The sequence below is a fragment of the Chitinophaga deserti genome (assembly GCF_003149455.1).
Lineage (GTDB): Bacteria > Bacteroidota > Bacteroidia > Chitinophagales > Chitinophagaceae > Chitinophaga > Chitinophaga deserti.
Map to the genome: position 1 here is coordinate 383985 of NZ_QFFK01000004.1, position 17301 is coordinate 401285.

The 17301-nt window shown below is 52.0% G+C and carries 13 protein-coding genes; 7 read left to right on the forward strand and 6 right to left on the reverse strand.

What is annotated here, in order from left to right; all coding sequences use genetic code 11:
• Positions 1–15: 15 nt before the first annotated feature.
• The 3 genes from DEV76_RS11365 to DEV76_RS11370 all read left to right on the forward strand — a co-directional run bounded on the left by DEV76_RS11365 (position 16) and on the right by DEV76_RS11370 (position 4484).
• Positions 16–2499, forward strand: coding sequence for a PIG-L family deacetylase (locus tag DEV76_RS11365; RefSeq protein ID WP_109698022.1), 2484 nt, complete (start codon positions 16–18; stop codon positions 2497–2499).
• Between the two features lie 2 nt (positions 2500–2501).
• On the forward strand, positions 2502–2669 hold the full coding sequence (locus tag DEV76_RS25920; RefSeq protein WP_157962834.1) for a hypothetical protein: 168 nt from the start codon (positions 2502–2504) through the stop codon (positions 2667–2669).
• A gap of 111 nt (positions 2670–2780) precedes the next feature.
• Positions 2781–4484 (forward strand): sodium:solute symporter, encoded by a 1704-nt coding sequence (locus tag DEV76_RS11370; protein WP_109698023.1) that lies wholly within the window; start codon positions 2781–2783, stop codon positions 4482–4484.
• A 72-nt stretch (positions 4485–4556) separates the two neighbouring features.
• Here DEV76_RS11370 and DEV76_RS11375 read toward each other — a convergent pair whose 3' ends face one another.
• From DEV76_RS11375 to DEV76_RS11395, 5 genes are read right to left on the reverse strand one after another with little or no spacing between them, the layout of a single operon-like run.
• Entirely contained in the window at positions 4557–5399 is an 843-nt protein-coding gene (locus tag DEV76_RS11375) for a DUF2911 domain-containing protein (RefSeq protein WP_109698024.1), read from the reverse strand.
• 38 nt (positions 5400–5437) lie between these two features.
• Positions 5438–6097, reverse strand: coding sequence for a response regulator transcription factor (locus DEV76_RS11380; RefSeq protein WP_109698025.1), 660 nt, complete (start codon positions 6095–6097; stop codon positions 5438–5440).
• A gap of 19 nt (positions 6098–6116) precedes the next feature.
• Positions 6117–6911: a sensor histidine kinase gene (locus DEV76_RS11385; RefSeq protein WP_109698026.1), complete on the reverse strand. Its 795-nt coding sequence runs from the start codon at positions 6909–6911 to the stop codon at positions 6117–6119.
• Positions 6908–7552: a hypothetical protein gene (locus DEV76_RS11390; RefSeq protein ID WP_109698027.1), complete on the reverse strand. Its 645-nt coding sequence runs from the start codon at positions 7550–7552 to the stop codon at positions 6908–6910. The genes DEV76_RS11385 and DEV76_RS11390 overlap by 4 nt, the downstream gene beginning before the upstream one ends.
• Before the next feature lie 40 nt (positions 7553–7592).
• A complete protein-coding gene (locus DEV76_RS11395; protein ID WP_109698028.1) occupies positions 7593–8000 on the reverse strand; it encodes a hypothetical protein in 408 nt (135 codons plus the stop codon).
• A gap of 427 nt (positions 8001–8427) precedes the next feature.
• Here DEV76_RS11395 and DEV76_RS11400 point away from each other — a divergent pair, with 427 nt between their 5' ends.
• Positions 8428–9315 (forward strand): hypothetical protein, encoded by an 888-nt coding sequence (locus DEV76_RS11400; protein WP_157962835.1) that lies wholly within the window; start codon positions 8428–8430, stop codon positions 9313–9315.
• Between the two features lie 183 nt (positions 9316–9498).
• On the opposite strand, the gene xerD is transcribed toward DEV76_RS11400, so the two are convergent.
• The gene (gene xerD, locus DEV76_RS11405) at positions 9499–10419 is read right to left on the reverse strand and encodes a site-specific tyrosine recombinase XerD (RefSeq protein WP_198652032.1); all 921 of its coding nucleotides are present in this window, start codon (positions 10417–10419) and stop codon (positions 9499–9501) included.
• Between the two features lie 233 nt (positions 10420–10652).
• Between xerD and DEV76_RS11410 the strand changes: the two genes are divergently transcribed.
• The 3 genes from DEV76_RS11410 to DEV76_RS11420 all read left to right on the forward strand — a co-directional run bounded on the left by DEV76_RS11410 (position 10653) and on the right by DEV76_RS11420 (position 17122).
• A complete protein-coding gene (locus DEV76_RS11410) occupies positions 10653–14105 on the forward strand; it encodes a pyruvate carboxylase (protein WP_109698031.1) in 3453 nt (1150 codons plus the stop codon).
• 257 nt (positions 14106–14362) lie between these two features.
• On the forward strand, positions 14363–15583 hold the full coding sequence (locus DEV76_RS11415; RefSeq protein ID WP_157962836.1) for a hypothetical protein: 1221 nt from the start codon (positions 14363–14365) through the stop codon (positions 15581–15583).
• A gap of 210 nt (positions 15584–15793) precedes the next feature.
• Entirely contained in the window at positions 15794–17122 is a 1329-nt protein-coding gene (locus DEV76_RS11420; RefSeq protein WP_157962837.1) for a hypothetical protein, read from the forward strand.
• Positions 17123–17301 lie beyond the last annotated feature (179 nt).

Here is a 17301-nt window from a genome sequence, read left to right on the forward strand (position 1 = left end):
ACCGGTAACTACTTCATGTTGAACTTTAGAACCCTCGCAGGGTTGGCTACCGCCTTACTGCTGGCTGTTTCCGGCGCTAAGGCGCAAACTGCCCCGGTGATGCACGCAGCCGATATCCAGCTGCAGCTCCAGAAACTGAACACCCTCGGCAGCGTACTGTACGTAGCCGCCCATCCCGATGATGAGAATACCCGCCTGCTGGGCTTCCTGGCACGAGAAGGGAAATACCGCACCGGATACCTTTCCCTCACCCGTGGTGATGGGGGACAGAACCTCATCGGCAACGAGCAGGCAGAGCTGCTGGGCCTCATCCGCACACAGGAACTGCTGGCCGCCCGCCGGATAGACGGGGCCGAACAGTTCTTTACCCGCGCCAACGATTTCGGCTTCTCCAAGAACCCCGAAGAAACCTTCACCATCTGGGACCGTAAAAAGGTGCTGGGAGACGTAGTGTGGGTAATCCGCAAGTTCCGTCCGGATGTGATCATCTGCCGCTTCCCGGCCGACAGCCGCGCCGGCCATGGTCACCACACCGCATCGGCCATGCTGGCTGCAGAAGCTTATAAAGCCGCTGCAGATCCCAATCAATATCCCGAGCAGCTGAAGGATGTACAGGTATGGCAGGCCAAACGCCTGCTGTGGAATACCTTCAACTTCGGCAGCAACAATACCATCTCCGAAGATCAGTTCAAGATGCAGGTAGGCGCCTACAACGCGCTCCTCGGTAAGGGCTACGGCGAAATTGCCGCCGAAAGCCGCAGCCAGCACAAGAGCCAGGGCTTTGGGGTACCATCCGGCCATGGTAACGCCACCGAGTACTTCCAGACCATCCTCGGTGATGCTCCTTCCAAAGATCTCATGGATGGTATTAATACCACCTGGAACCGCGTGCCCGGCACCGATGCCATCGCCCGCCAGATTCAGGCTATCATCAAAGACTACCGCGCAGAAGCACCTTCCGCCAGCGTACCCGCTTTGTTAGCTATGCGTAAAAGCCTGCTGGCACTGCCCGACAGCTACTGGAAAACCCAGAAGCTGAAGGAACTGGAGCAACTCATCATCGGCTGCTCCGGTCTCTGGGCCGAAGCTTTCTCTTCCACCGGCGAAGTAATTCCCGGCGGCCCCATGAAAAGCCAGCTCCAGATCATCAACCGCAGCACCGTCCCCGTACGCCTCGAAAAAGTGACGTACAACGGTACCGAGAATACCGCACTGGCAAGGGATCTCGCGTTCAATGAGTTCAATACCATCCCCGCCGATTTCCCCATCCCTGCGGAAACACCCGTTTCGCAACCCTACTGGCTGCAAGACGCTCATCCGCTGGGCACCTACATCATCCGTGATAACGGTATGGTTGGCTACCCCGAAAACAAACCTTCGCTCACCGCCACCTTCTACCTCCGCTTCGGAGACCAGACCATCACAGTGCAAAGGCCCTTCATTTACAAATTCACCGATCCTGTGAAAGGGGAGGTGTACAGTCCGCTGGTTATGGCGCCGCCCGTAGTGGCTTACCTCCAGAACCAGGTATACATTTACACACAGGCTGCCCCGCAGGCAGTTCCCGTTAAGATCCGTGCTATTCAGCCGGGCGTTAGCGGTACAGTAAAGCTCCGCCTGCCGCAGGGTTTCACGGCCGACCAGCCCGCTATCCCCTTCACCCTGAAAGAGAAAGGGGACGAAGTGGAAGTGGTATTCCAGGTAAAACCGCTGAAGGTAAACGGCCAGCAACTGACCGATACCATGAGCGTTGCCGTAGAGTTTAACGGAAAGGAGTACACGAACAGCATGACGGTGATCGCTTATGATCACATCCCTGCCATTACCTTGTTCCCGCCAGCGGAAGCAAGGCTCGTTACCCTGAACCTCCAATACAACGGCAGGAACATCGGGTACATCCCCGGTGCGGGTGATAAAGTAGCGGAAAGCCTCCGCCAGATCGGTTATACCGTAACCCTCCTTGGTGAGAAAGAGATCATGCAGGGTAACCTTTCCGGATACGATGCCATCATCACCGGCGTGCGTGCTTACAACACCCAGGAGCGCCTCCGCTACTGGCAGCCGCGCTTACTGGAATACGTGAAAAACGGCGGTACGCTGCTGATCCAGTACAACACCAACGGTGGACTGGTTTCCAACCAGATGGGGCCATTCCCTTTCACGCTGTCGCGCGACAGGGTGACGGATGAAACCGCTGCCGTATCCTTCCTTACACCGCAGGACAAACTGATGAAATATCCCAACGCCCTGACCACCGCAGATTTCAACGGATGGGTACAGGAGCGTGGATTGTATTTCCCGGCTAATGCCGATGGACAATACGCACAACCTTTTTCCATGAAAGATCCCGGTGAGAAAGATATGACCGGCTCCACCATCGTGGCCCGTTACGGCAAAGGGAAATACGTATATACCGGACTTTCGTTCTTCCGCCAGCTGCCTGCGGGCGTGCCGGGCGCATACCGTTTATTTGTGAACCTGATCGCTAAACAGGACTGATTATGAGCATGAGAAAAGACAGAGTTACGATTTCAGCAGGGCTGTGCATCGCTATCGGGCTGGCCATCGGGTTTCTTATCAAACGCGTCCATATCGGGCTGCTGATAGGCCTTGCATTAGGACTGCTGGGAGGCGGATTGTTGTCCAAACGCAATAATGATGGAAGATAAACAAACAAATAAACCACCCTTGTTCAGCCGCTGGCGCTCCTGGTACATCCTTGTATTAGGATGGCTCGTGGCACTGGTTGTTTTCTTTTACTTCTTTACCAAACACTTTTCATGAGTTATGCCGACTGGGCTGTGCTGGGGCTAACCCTCACCATCATTATCATGTATGGTGTCTGGAAAAGCCGCGGCCAGCAAAACCTCGACAGTTACTTCCTCGGAAACCGTTCCGTTCCCTGGTACATCGTGCTGCTCTCCATTATGGGCACACAGGCCAGCGCTATTACGTTCATCAGCGCACCCGGACAGGCATATGCCGACGGTATGCGGTTCGTGCAATACTACTTCGGGCTGCCCATCGCCATGGTGGTTATCTCTGCTGTGTTTGTACCCATCTACCACCGGCTGAAAGTCTATACGGCGTATGAATACCTCGAGAACCGGTTCGACCTGAAAACCCGCACCCTCACGTCGTTCCTCTTCCTGCTGCAACGCGCCCTTTCCACGGGGATCAGTATCTATGCACCGTCTATCATCCTCTCGTCGCTGTTAGGATGGAATATCTACTACACCAATATTTTCATGGGCGGGCTGCTCATCATTTATACCATGTACGGCGGTACCAAAGCGGTATCGTATACGCAGTCGCTACAGCTGGGTATCATCTTCGCGGGGATGTTCCTGGCGGGGTATATGGTGGTGAAACTGCTGCCGCCGGAGATAGGTTTCTCTGAAGCATTGCACGTTTCCGGGAAAATGGGAAAGCTGAATGTGATTGTGACGGACTTTGACCTGAAAGACCGCTACAACATCTGGAGCGGGGTCATAGGCGGGTTCTTCCTTGCCTTATCGTACTTCGGGACCGACCAAAGCCAGGTAGGGCGTTACCTCACCGCCCGCGACCTTACCGAGAGCCGTATGAGCCTGCTCATGAACGGACTGGTAAAGGTGCCCATGCAATTTCTCATTATGCTGATAGGCGCGCTGGTATTCGTGTTTTACCTGTATTTCAAAGCCCCCATCAACTTCAACGAAGGCCTCATCCGCCAGGTGCATCAGTCGGAATATTCCCCGCAGATGCAGGTACTCGAGCAACGCTACGATTCGCTGGACGGTGTGAAGCAGGTACAGGTAAAAGCCCTGGCAGCCGCGCTTAATACAGAAAACGAACCCGTTATCCGCGATGCACAGGCCAGCCTGAAAGCTTCAGAAGCCGTGTCCGACAAGATCCGGGGCGAAGCCAAAGACCTCATCAAAAAAGCCAATCCCGCTGCGGATACCAACGATACCAACTACATCTTCCTGCACTTTGTGGTGAACAGTTTACCCAAGGGGCTGGTAGGCCTGCTGATCGCCATTATCTTCCTCGCATCCTGGGGCAGCATCGCGGCAGCGCTCAACTCGCTGGCATCCACTACCATGGTGGATGTGTACAAGCGTATGTACAAGCCCAATGCTACGGATGAGCAATACCTCCGCGCTTCCAAATTCTGGACGCTGGTATGGGGAGTGTTTTCTATTGCCGTGGCCTTGTTTGCTACCAACCTGGGCAGTCTTATCGAAGCCGTAAACATCCTGGGCTCGCTGTTTTACGGTACCATCCTCGGGATCTTTGTGGTGGCGTTTGGCATGAAGTGGGTAAGGGGGCATGCGGTGTTCTGGGGAGCACTGCTGGCAGAGCTCGCAGTGATCGTGGTTTATAAGCTCGACGTGGTTTCCTTCCTCTGGCTCAACCTCATAGGCTGCGTACTGGTCATGGCTTTTGCTGCCATCCTGCAGCCTTTTATGAGTAAACCGGCAAACAATACACCTGCCTGATTGGCGGATAAGCTATAAAAAAAGAGGATGCCCCAGGTGAGGCATCCTCTTTTTTTATGCAGTGATTGCAGATTACAGGGTGGCCATCAGTTTTTCGTTGAGGGCTACGTAATCGTCGTTCTTAGCAGCTTTCGCCAGCTCGGTGGATTTGGCGGAAGTGGCTTTGGCACCGGCTTTATCACCTGCTTTCGCCTGCATGCGGGCTTTCTGGTAGTACATCCAGAAGGCTTTGGCATTGTTAGGCTCAGCCAGGGCGGCATCCATCCACTTGATAGCCTGGTTCACATCGCGGCCAGACTCAAAGTAGTACATGGCAGCCTGGAAGTAGGGCTTCTTGTCGGTTTTCATGCCTTCTTCGATAGAGGCCATGATCTTACCGTCGATATCAGCGGTGATTTCAACAGGGATCATGATACGGTCCCACAGGAACATCATGGTCATGGCACTGGGGCGAACGTCGCCGAAGGTGATCATGAATGATTCGATAGGGAAGGGCAGTTCCTGCGGCTCTGCTGTAAAGCGGGCCACATCTTCTTCCTGTTTGTAACCATCAACACCCCAGTTTTTCAGGCCTTTGTTGATGATGATTTCCCAGCTGGTATGACCGGGGATGGCGTAGATCACGTATTCGCCGGCGGGCACGGGTTTGCCGTTCAGCTTTACGTCTTCACCAAATTTAATACGGGTAGCGGCATTGGCTCCCATGCGCCAGATCTTGTTGTAAGGCACCAGGTCGCCCATAATGGTACGGCCTTTCACCGCAGGGCGGGAGTAGGTTACTTCAACAGCAGACAGGGCAAAGTCCTGCTTGATAGTCTGGCCAGGGCTGGGCGCAGGCATTTTTACCTGTGCCTGGGCTGTAACGGACATCACGCCGAAAGCCGCGGCAGTGAGGAACGCGGATAGTTGTTTCATATTGATTTTGTTGTTTTGTATGAATAATTGCGTATTCCTTATTCGATAAGCCCGTTCCGGAAAGCATATAGTACCAGGCCCACGGTGTTCTTAACACCCAGTTTTTCCAGCAGCTTCTGCCGGAGGCCTTCCACCGTACGGGGACTGAGATAAATCTGCTCGGAGATCTCCTGCGTGGTCTGTTCACCGCAAATCAGCTTCAGCACTTCCAGCTCACGGTCTGTCAGCTGCACTTCATTCTTGAAAGTAGGCTTAAACTGCTGCTTGTTTTTATGCAGTACTTTTTTGAGGAGGGCCAGGTTCACGTTTTCGTTGAAATAGAACCCTTTTTCGTAAGTGGTACAGATGGCTTCGTAGATTTCTTCAGGTTCACTGTTTTTGAGCAGATAGGCGTTGGCGCCGTTTTCTACGAGGTGGACGATGAAGTTATCGTCTTCATACATCGTCAGGATAATGATTTTTACGTGCGGGTATTTTTCCCTGACTTTGATGGTGGCCTGAATACCGTCCATTTTGGGCATCTTCAGGTCCATAAGAATCACGTCAGGCTGCTGATCCTGCATGATTTGCAATAAATGTTCACCGTCTTCCGCTTCGAATACGACGTTGATGTTTTCGTAAGGGGTGAGGGTATTGATGACCCCGCTCCTGAAAATCTTGTGGTCGTCTGCGATTGCGACCTTTATCGGCAGCAGCATACTTATTTTTTATTGATGGCTAAGCAACAGGCTGATAGTTCTCCACCTTGATTTCGGCAACTGTGCCTTTAGGTGGATTTTGTACAAAGGTGATGTTTCCCCCGATAATATTCAAACGGCTTTCAATATTTTTTAAACCCAGGTGGCCCGTCTTATGCCGGGAGCTCTCAAAATTTTCGATCAGCTGGCCGTTTCCGTCGTCTTCAACACGTATGGTAAGGAGCTGGGGGGTGCTTTGATAGGTTATCAGTACTTTATCGGCTTCGGCATGTTTGAGGATATTGTTCATCAGTTCCTGCACCACGCGGTACACGTTCAGGGCCTTTTCCCGGTCTACCGGGTAAACACTGCCATCTGTCCGGAACTGGATGGCGATCTGCCGGTTCTTGTTCATGATGCTGGCGAAGGAGTCTAACGCATGGCTGAGACCGAGGTTTTCGAGGGTAGTAGGGTGGAGGCTCTGGGAGATGAACCGGAGCTGCTGGATGATGGTATCTGCGAACTCCTTGGTTTCCTTGATCTTCTCTTTTTCCCCGTTGCCGGCAAGTTGCTGGAGGTGGTTGAGGCTGAGTTTGAGGACAGACAGCTGGGCGCCCACTTCGTCGTGGAGGTCTTCCGCAATCCTTTTCCGTTCAATTTCCTGCCCTTTGAGCACGGCCACGAGGCGTTCTTTCTGCAGTTGAAGGTCTTTATCCTTCAGAATCAGCTTATACTGTATCACCTGCTTTTGTTGTAAAACCACCATGATGACCACGAAAATACCGAGGCTCATCATAACGATCGTACCCGCCAGAATTAAGTGCAGCGTGTTCATGATCTCGCTCTTTTGAGTTTTTGCAGCCCAATATAAAAAACAATCACCTGAATAATGCCCGAAACCCAAACGAGGCCCTGTATTATCCGGAAAATATTGATGATTTCAGGGCCGGGCTTGTCGTTTAAAAGGATGTTGAAAGAAAGATAAAGGAGGAAGCTGCAGCAATGATACACAAACAGGCCTGAGTTAAACCAGAATGCCGGGATGGATGTGATAAGTATGGAGCGTTCAATAAGCGATTCGTCGCGCACGAGCTGCATAAAGAACAGGATACCGTATACGATAAGCCAGAAGGTTCTGAAGGCAACGAAGATGGAACTGAAGCCGTGAGGGCCTCCGATCCAGAAAAAGTCAAGGGCAAATACAAGGGTGGTGACGGGGATCAGCCATCCGATAAACTTTTTGGTAAAGGGCTTTTTGAGGACTTTTCTATAATAGAAAGATAAAATGTAGAAACCGACCAGGGACATGATGGAATGCCAGGCGAGGTTGTGTTTAAAAATGCGGGAAAGAAGATCGGCTCCAACGTTCAGTATCACGATATAGATGAGATACACGTAAATGAGACGTTGTTCTTTATCGAACAGCCGGTAGTTTAAAGTGAAGGGGATCAAAAGCAGGACTTCGATCCCCATCATAAAGTAAAAAATATAATGATGCAGCGGCACTTAATTGGCTTTATCCGTTGGATTCGTCGGTGTCAGAGTTCAGGGGGTTTGCTGTGGCGCAATCGAAGGGGCACAGCACTTCGCTGGTGAGAATGTCGCTGTCGCGGGGACCGGTATCTTTATCCAGTGTGCGGGTAGCAGGGGTAAGCATATCATCGCCATTTGCATCGGTAGCAACCACAATAAACTTCTTATCGCGTTTGCCATCGCCATCCATGTCAAGACCATAATACACCCGGATACCTACAGCACCTTCTTTAGACAGCAGCTGCTGCAGCTTTTCAGCACCAAAGAACTGAGACATAACGGGATCCTTGTGTTTCTTTCGTTCCACCTGGTCTACCCGGTACTCCTTCGTGAGCTTTGCGCCCTTTGTGAGGGAAATGAACTTTCCGCTCTCTTTAGTGAATTTAGCCATTGTAAATTTTTTGCGTTAGTAATAATGAAACTGAAAATATCGCGGGTAAAATTATCATAAAAATGCAGTTCTCCTACTCACCGGGTATAAATCCTTTTTAAGGCTGTTGGGCATTGAATATCAGGAGAAATTACTGCCATTGCGGATTTGGGGCAATAGTGGCGGAGCGGGGAGAGGGGGATTATCCGTAATACCACTCCCAAAATGCGTAGAAGTACGCATTCGGTATTTCGCGGGGTTGAACGCTTGATTAAGGAGTGAATTCTCTCAACCTTTGCGATGTGGACTATTGACCATGTAGACAGTGCAACAGAAGGCCTTTCTACCATAGTTTGTTTCGTTAGTATGCAGAGGGCAGCCGGTGCCCCCAAACCGGTAGTAACACAGCGTAACCCCCAAAATGTAAAGAACCAAAAGTGAAATCGCTATGAGTTACCTTTTAATTGGCAACATCTCTGCGTTGATCTGTGAGGAGTGTATGGAACCCCTGGCCGACGCGCGCATCAGGATTTACCTGCCCGAAGGCCCACACGACCCCGATGTTCTGGCCCGCGGTATCTTCAAAGATCTGCACCAGATCCCCGGCACCGAGGTAAGGGCCAAATCGGACCGCCTCCTCGCTGAAGCCGGACTGGACAGTGACGGAAATTTCTCTCTGTCCTGGGACGAGCTCCACCTGTTCACCGAACCGCTGGAACTCGACATCTGCCTCAACAGTGTGCCCGGAGCACGCAACACCAGAGATGGAAGGGCACAGTATCATCTGAGCACCTTCGTGCCACATTGGAAAAGAGACCGCGACAAGTACCTCGCCGCTTTTGCGTACGTGGTACCTGCCGAAAAATGGTCTGCCATCCGCCGTGATTTTGGCGCCTGGGCCGTTGCCGGAACCGTCCGCCATGCAGACACCGGCGAAGCCCTGAGAACTGTCAGAGTCGAAGCCTACAACGCCCTCAACGATCAACTGCTGGGCCGCGGTTACACCAATGAGCTGGGTAAGTACAAACTGTACTTCTCCCGCGATAAGCTCACCGGCAGCCGCATGATGCAGATTATCCGCGATGGACGCTACGGTATCTCCGACTCACCGGACGTCTACTTCAGGATCTTCGACCGCGGTATTCCCGTACTCGAAGAAGACAGTTCAAAAGCACAGCGCCCGGAAAGACTGCGGATCGCCCACTGCTCACGGCAGAACCTGCAAGCCAGGCCTGCAACCCAGCCCCGAAAACCCGGCACCTTCACCGGATGGATCAACGGATTCATCTCCGGAAAGGTTAGACCCCAGCATAAGGGCCGGTATGTTTCGTATTAGTACCGCCAATGTTGGAAAGCCCCAAATATCAACAAACAGCTGCCCGCCCCCCAAGTCTCAAAGGGTGGCTGTTTTTTCTTTCCCAACGTACAGACAGATCCCTATACATCCCCAACCCGGCAAGGTCACGAGACCGCCGGGCGTTATACAAGCCCTCATCCTTCAGTAAATAACCATGATTGTTTACCGGTGAAATCCCGGATGGAACTGCACCAGCATATCCCGGAGGTACTCCCGGTTCAGATGCGTATAGATCTCCGTGGTGGTAATACTCTCGTGCCCCAGCATCTCCTGCACCGCCACCAGGTCTGCCCCGCCTTCCACCAGATGCGTGGCAAAGGAATGCCGGAAGGTATGGGGAGAAATGTTCTTTTTAATATTCGCCATCATGGCCAGCTGCTTGATAATGAGAAAGATCATTACCCGCGTTAATCCCTGGCCCCTCCGGTTCAGGAACAGGATATCCTCATGCCCCTTCTTTATCTTATAAAACTGCCGGTACTGCTGTATATATATATTAATATGCTCCATGGCCGTTCCGCCGATAGGAACCAGTCTTTCTTTATCTCCCTTCCCCAACACCTTTATATACCCTTCCGTAAAATGCAGCTGACTCAGCCGCAGTCCCACCGCCTCACTCACCCTTAACCCGCAGCAATACATCGTTTCCAGTATGGCCACGTTGCGCTGCACAATATCAGGGTTCTTGTTTTTGGGATCGAGGGAAGGCACCAGGGAGATGATGAGATCGATTTCTTCCACGCTGAGGAAGTCGGGCAGCTTACGCGCCGTTTTAGGTGCCTCCAGCAACTGGGAAGGGTCGTGAGGGATAAGGTCTTCCAGCTGGAGGTACCGGAAAAAGGTACGGATACCGGAAATCATCCTTGCCTGGCTGCTGGCCGTCATACCCAGCTCCGCCGCCCAGCGTACGCATCCCTCCAGCTCCGTCAGTGTAATGGCATCCGGCGATACAGGCTTCTGCGCCTGCACGAGGTAACGGGTCAATATCCGCACATCCCGCTCATATGCTTCAATGGTATTTTGCGACAGCGACCGCTCTACCCGCAAGTGCGCCCTGAACCCGTTTATCGATGCATCCCACATATCCGTAAAAATAGCGGAATGATTTCACATATGTCTTTGTATTAAACAATTGTGCTATTTAACCCTCCTAAATTGGATAAAACACCCATAAAAACGCGGCTTCTTGAATATAATTCACAAATCAGTTTGAATAATTAGAAATAAACGAAGGAAAAACTGCATTCTTTTACTACTTTTATACCCGCTGATTTTTAGCATAAATGTTAAATTGATTGTCTGAACTTACCACAGTTATGTCTGATTCATCGCTCAAAAGGATACACAAGCTGTTAGTGGCCAACCGCGGCGAGATCGCCGTCCGGATTTTAAGAGCAGCATCGGAATTACGGATCAGAACCGTAGCGATCTTTACTTATGAAGACCGTTACTCCCTTCACCGTTACAAGGCAGACGAAGCCTACCAGATCGGGAAAGACGATGACCCGCTGAAACCTTACCTCGATATCGAGGGTATTATCCACCTCGCGAAAGCGCAGGGGGTAGATGCCATCCATCCCGGTTATGGTTTCCTGAGCGAGAACGTTACTTTCGCACGCCGTTGCCGCGAAGAGGGTATCATTTTCGTAGGTCCCGATCCTGAAGTAATGGCCCAGCTGGGAGACAAGGTAGCCGCCAAAACACTGGCGCGCCGTGTAAACGTTCCCCTCATCGAAGATTCCCAGGTGAAGCTGGAAGATGTCGAAACCGTGAAAAAGGAAGCCCTCCGCATCGGCCTCCCCATCATCCTCAAAGCTGCCTCCGGCGGCGGCGGGCGCGGTATGCGGGTTGTCCGTGAAGAAAGCCAGCTGGAACGCTCTTTCCTCGAAGCAAGGGGCGAAGCCGGAAAAGCTTTCGGCGACGACACCATCTTCATCGAAAAGTTCATCGAAGAACCCAAGCACATCGAAGTGCAGCTCATGGGCGACAACTACGGCAATATCGTGCACCTCTACGAGCGCGACTGTTCCGTTCAGCGCCGTTTCCAGAAAGTTGTGGAGATCGCGCCTTCGCCCAACCTCCCGCAGGAAACCCGCGAAGAAATATATAAATACGCGCTGGCCCTCGCCCGCGAAGTAAAATATAATAACGTCGGAACCGTGGAGTTCCTGGTAGACCGGCAGAACAAAGTGTACTTCATCGAAGTGAATCCCCGCATCCAGGTGGAACATACCGTTACCGAAGAGGTAACCGGTATCGACATCGTACGGTCGCAGATCCTCATCGCCAAAGGCCACCATTTATCAGACCCCGAGATCTTCCTCAAGAACCAGGACGATGTGCGCCTCAATGGCTTCGCCATCCAGTGCCGCGTTACCACCGAAGATCCGGAGAACAACTTCACCCCTGATTACGGTACCGTGATCGCTTACCGCAACGCGGGAGGCTTCGGTATCCGTCTTGACGAAGGCAGCGCCTATTCCGGCGTAAAAATCTCCCCCTTCTTCGACTCCATGCTCGTGAAGGTAACCGCTTCAGGCCGTACGCTTTCAGGCGCGGCAGGAAGGCTGCACCGCACGCTGAAGGAGTTCCGCATCCGCGGGGTGAAAACCAACATCCGCTTCTTAGAAAACGTAATTACCCACGATACTTTCCGTAAAGGAAACTGTACGGTAGGCTTTATTGACCAGCATCCCGAGCTTTTCAAGCTGTCGCCCATCCGCGACCGCGCCACGAAAACCCTCATGTACCTGGCAGACGTGACGGTAAACGGGCATGTAGACGTTAAAGGCAAGCATGACGGCCGCAAGTTCCGGGTACCTCACGTGCCTTCCTTCGACCCGCTGGCACCCGTTCCCGAAGGCACCCGCAACAAGCTCATCACCATGGGCCGCGAGAACTTCACCCAATGGCTCCGCAACGAAAAGCCGGTATACTTTACCGACACCACCTACCGCGATGCTCACCAGAGCCTCCTCGCCACCCGTGTGCGTACCAAAGATATCCTCGCCGTTGCAGAAGGCTACGCCCGCAACAACCCGCAACTCTTCTCCATGGAAGTATGGGGCGGCGCCACCTTCGACGTAGCCATGCGCTTCCTGCACGAATGCCCCTGGAGAAGGCTCCAGCTCATGCGCGAAGCTATGCCCAACGTGCTGCTGCAGATGCTGTTCAGAGGCTCCAACGCCGTAGGCTATTCCGCTTACCCGGAAAACCTCATCGCCAAATTCATCGAGAAAGCGGCGGAGAACGGTATCGACATCTTCCGCATCTTCGATTCCCTCAACGATATCGATGCCATGACGCCTTCCATCGGCTTCGTGCGCAACAATACCACCTCCCTCGCGCAGGCCGCTATCAGCTACACCGGCGATATCCTGCACAAGGACAATAAGAAATACACCCTCGATTACTACGTTTCCCTCGCCAAACGCCTGGAAGACGCCGGCGCACACATGCTCTGCATCAAGGACATGGCCGGTCTTCTCAAGCCACAGGCCGCCACCGTACTGGTAGGCGCCCTGAAAGACGCGGTGAAACTCCCCATCGTACTGCATACCCACGATACCGCTTCCGTTCAGGCCGCCACTTACCTGAAAGCCATCGAAGCCGGCGTGAATGCAGTGGATTGCGCCATCGCATCCCTGAGCGGGCTTACCTCACAGCCTAATCTCAATGCCATGGCCGCCATCCTCGAAGGCCACGAACGCAGCCAGCCCATGAACTTCGCTTCCCTCAACGAATACAGCAACTACTGGGAAGATGTGCGCGAATACTATTACCCCTTCGAGTCAGACATGAAGGCTGGTACCGCACAGGTTTACGAAAACGAAATCCCCGGCGGCCAGTACTCCAACCTGCGCCAGCAGGCGGAATCGCTCGGCCTCGGAGAAAAGCTGGAGACCATCAAGCACAACTACGCAGTAGTGAACGATCTCTTCGGCGATATCGTGAAAGTAACGCCCAGCTCCAAAGTAGTAGGGGATATGGCGCTGTTTATGACAGCGAACAGTCTTACCGCTGCCGATGTGATGGACCCCACCCGTAACCTGGCGTTCCCCGCCAGCGTTCAGGGCTTCTTCAAAGGAGAGATAGGCCAGCCTTATGGCGGATTCCCCAAGGAACTGCAGAAGATCGTACTGAAAGGACAGGAGCCGCTCAACGGCAAACCTAACGCACACCTCGCTCCGGTTGATTTCGACAGCGACTTTGCCGCCTTCCAGCTTAAATACCCTTACGCTGAATTCCTCGATTACCTCAGCTACCACATGTTCCCGAAAGTATTCGAAGAATATTATCAGCATGCACAGGTATACGGCAACGTGGAGGCCATCCCTACACCGGCATTCTTCTACGGACTGAAGCTGGGTGAGGAAATCCTCATCACACTGGGCCAGGGTAAAACCATTATCGTAAAGCTCCTCTATGTGCTCCCTGCCGATGAAAGCGGCATGCGCACCGTAGTGTTTGAGCTGAACGGTTATACCCGCCGCGTGCAGGTGCGCGATCGCTCCGTGAAAAGCGAAGTACCCACCAATAAAAAGGTGAGCAACACTGCCAGCGAAGTAGGAGCCCCGCTACAGGGCAAACTGTCGAAGATACTGGTGAAAGCCGGAGACAGCATAGGTGCCAACACCCCGCTGTTTATCATCGAAGCCATGAAAATGGAAACCACGGTAACGGCAACACGCGACTCGAAAGTAAAATCCATCCACCTGCGCGAAGGCACCATGGTGCAGCAGGACGATCTGGTGGTGGAGCTCGAATAGTTTTTATTTTTAAGATTGGTTTAAGGCCTTCCGGAAACGGGAGGCCTTTTTTTTATGCCCGGAAACCATCCCCGATCACTTCACGCATATCACCCAACCGCCTGCCATTCTTATCCGACATCCCGCAGCAGGGTGCTTCACCACTTTAGGTCAGTCCGGTATATTTATTACACTACAACCCCGAGCCCATCCCTTCATACGATTCCTTAACCCTTTAAAAAACCGTAATGCACAAACAATTATTGACCCTATGCTGCATGGCAATGCTCTTTTCAGCCTGCCACAAACCTGCCAGCCTGAAACCTGAAAAATCTCAACTACTTAAAGACCAGAAAATGTCGGCCCTTTCGGAAGAAGGAGATCCCATGCCCGAAGGCACACCCGATGACACACCAATAGCCGAAACGTCTATCGGTTCTGCAGGAGGAGAACTTACCAGTACTGACGGTAAAATAAAAGTGACCATTCCCGCCGGTGCGTTGGCCACCAGTCAGAACATCAGCATCCAGCGGATTAGCAACACCAATCCCATGGGAGCCAACAAAGGTTACCGCCTGTTACCACATGGCCTCCAGTTCGCACAACCGGTGACTATTACCTTCAGTTACGATGAGAAAACCATGAACGGCACCCTCCCCGAAGCACTGGGGATCGCTTTCCAGAACGATGAAGGTGTTTGGTGGGCATTGCCTGTGGTGACAGACACCGCCGCGAAAAAAGTTACTGTAAACACCACCCATTTCTCTGACTGGAGCCTCTTTAAATCCATGGAGTTGCTGGTTTTTCTGCCCAAAATACCGACATCGGGTAGTACCCCCATGTATGTATTTTGTGATGACGATTTACTTGCGCCCTTACCAATAGCCGGGAAAGCCATACGGGAAAGGCAACTGGCCGCAGAGCCTTATATCGTAGAATGGTTATTACTGGGTAATGGCCTTCTTACACCTTACGGAGCCGAAGCAATATATACGGCGGCCGATTATGTAACACCTCCGGTCACCGTATCTGTAGAACTCAGTCCGAAGGATGGGAAACAGTATATACTAAAGGCCAAAATCGAAATCGTGAAGCTTCAAATGCAGGTCAGAGTAGACGGGGGCGCCTGGAAAAGTTATCCGGCAACAAAACCCGCCTCATACATTGATGATTCCTGGTATATGCAAAACGTGTCAAGACCCGGTGCCTGGGATTTGCTGTACATCACGGCCAAAGTACCCAAAAGTGGTGGCAGAGCGCCACTCTCTGACTTCAACTTTGTACTATGGGATAATTCTCCCATGAAGCTGGGCATCTATTACAAAGAAACAGAACTGGGGCCTACACTGATCAGTCCGGGTTTTATTGAAGTGTCGGCAAACGAAGATGAAGATCAGTATATCTTCGGCAGGTTCGAAGTGGAGAAAGCCGGAGAGACCTATAACCCAACCGTTACGCATAAATTGGAAGGCTTCTTCCACGTGATGAAGGCGCCATAATGTTGTATTTTTAATATGGGCGAAAAGCCTTCCGGAAACGGGAGGCCTTTTTTATTCATTCGGCTCCCGTAGAACACCATCCACCATTAAGCCACTTTATTTCACTGCTGAGAAAATACATTTCATAAGTTTGGAAACGCAGCTGAAGACATCCGCTCTATCTTCCCGACCACCCGCATGTACTTTTGTAATTGCAAAATCACAAAGCTCATGCTATTAAAAAGAATAGGGATTATCTGCATGGCCATCGCCTTTCTGGCAGCATGCAAAAAATCCGATACTCCCGGCACAGAAACGCCCGGCCCCAAGCCCCCCAAACCAGATGTGGTAACACCGGTTGGTACACCGGATAATTCACCAGCTGAAACCGAAACTATCGGCGCAACGGGTGGACAAGTATCTTCCCGGGACGGTTATCTGAAAGTGATCATCCCGGCCGGGGCATTCACTTCCGACCAGCAGGTGAGCGTCCAGCACATCAGTAATAACTGTCCGGGTACCCACGGCACGGCTTACCGTGTACTTCCTGAAGGCGTCACCTTCGCCAAGCCGGTAACACTCCAGTTCAGGATTAATATGACCGATAGTACCCACCTTGCCGTGGAAACTGCAACCGCGGCTTATCAAAACAAGAAAGGCGTCTGGATGGCTATGCCCAAAGCAGTAGTAAATGCCGAAGCCCGTACCGTTTCAATTGAAACCACACACTTCAGCGACTGGACCGTAATATCCGGCGTAATGGTTTCCGCTAACCCCGGACTGGTAATACCGGGAGGCAAATCGAGGCTGATCGTTTACTATGCGGAAGACCTGCTGGCACCTCTGGTAAAAGAAGAAATACCGGTACCCGGTTTTATCGAAATGCCCGGCTCACTTGTAAGCAACTGGAGGGTATCGAACGGACTGGGTACTGTTCAACCGGAAGGAGGGAAAGCAACCTATACCGCTCCGGAATTTAAACCAGATGCAGCCCAGGAAACTGCCACTATATCCTGTGATGTAAAAAGCGGAAGTAATACTGTAACGCTCAATACCAAAGTGACCACCACCCATGGTTACATCTCCTTCAGTGTGAACGGTGGAAAAACCCAGATAGTACACAGGGGCGTGGCGCAAAGGTTCAGGTACAACCTGGGCGGCGGGCAGGCAGGCCCTGTCTATACAGCCATTTATGGCAACGCTACACCCAGCACGGCCAGCGCCCCTATCTGGATCGAATGGCCGCTCTCTCTGGGAACAACAGGAGCCTGGCTCTGGAAAACATTTAACCCTGATCTGGTAAGAATTCACTTCAAATACAATGGGGTATATTATGATTGTTCTTATCTCCCGAATCAGGGCGACAGAGATCTTGTAATAAGTCCGGGTTACCTGAAGGTTTATACCGACCATACGCATGACGGGTATTACACGGGCGAATTCGAAGTGGAAAAGGCCAGTCCTACGGCCACAATTTCCGAGAAATGGAGAACCATTCATATTAAAGGGAAATTCCGTGTGCCTACGAAAGTGGATATCATTTCTCCTGTTCCATTTTAAAACTATCCCGATATCTATATAGTGATAGTGATAATTGCTAAACAACAGCGCTCCCGTAACAGGGGGCGCTTTTTAATTTAATGCAACCCGTTTCCCGTCATTTCAGCATTATACCTTCCATTTCAAACTTCCGGGCTGGCATACCGGGCAATTTATGTCGCATCCTGCCGGCAAAGGCT

Excerpts from the sequence above, each read along its gene's own strand:
- DEV76_RS25920 (WP_157962834.1), top strand. The coding sequence starts at position 2,502 with ATGAGCATGAGAAAAGACAGAGTTACGATTTCAGCAGGGCTGTGCATC.
- DEV76_RS11385 (WP_109698026.1), bottom strand. The coding sequence starts at position 6,911 with ATGAACACGCTGCACTTAATTCTGGCGGGTACGATCGTTATGATGAGC.
- DEV76_RS11390 (WP_109698027.1), bottom strand. The coding sequence starts at position 7,552 with ATGATGGGGATCGAAGTCCTGCTTTTGATCCCCTTCACTTTAAACTAC.
- DEV76_RS11375 (WP_109698024.1), bottom strand. The coding sequence starts at position 5,399 with ATGAAACAACTATCCGCGTTCCTCACTGCCGCGGCTTTCGGCGTGATG.
- DEV76_RS11410 (WP_109698031.1), top strand. The coding sequence starts at position 10,653 with ATGTCTGATTCATCGCTCAAAAGGATACACAAGCTGTTAGTGGCCAAC.
- DEV76_RS11415 (WP_157962836.1), top strand. The coding sequence starts at position 14,363 with ATGGCAATGCTCTTTTCAGCCTGCCACAAACCTGCCAGCCTGAAACCT.
- DEV76_RS11395 (WP_109698028.1), bottom strand. The coding sequence starts at position 8,000 with ATGGCTAAATTCACTAAAGAGAGCGGAAAGTTCATTTCCCTCACAAAG.
- DEV76_RS11365 (WP_109698022.1), top strand. The coding sequence starts at position 16 with ATGTTGAACTTTAGAACCCTCGCAGGGTTGGCTACCGCCTTACTGCTG.
- DEV76_RS11370 (WP_109698023.1), top strand. The coding sequence starts at position 2,781 with ATGAGTTATGCCGACTGGGCTGTGCTGGGGCTAACCCTCACCATCATT.
- DEV76_RS11400 (WP_157962835.1), top strand. The coding sequence starts at position 8,428 with ATGAGTTACCTTTTAATTGGCAACATCTCTGCGTTGATCTGTGAGGAG.
- DEV76_RS11380 (WP_109698025.1), bottom strand. The coding sequence starts at position 6,097 with ATGCTGCTGCCGATAAAGGTCGCAATCGCAGACGACCACAAGATTTTC.
- DEV76_RS11420 (WP_157962837.1), top strand. The coding sequence starts at position 15,794 with ATGCTATTAAAAAGAATAGGGATTATCTGCATGGCCATCGCCTTTCTG.
- xerD (WP_198652032.1), bottom strand. The coding sequence starts at position 10,419 with ATGTGGGATGCATCGATAAACGGGTTCAGGGCGCACTTGCGGGTAGAG.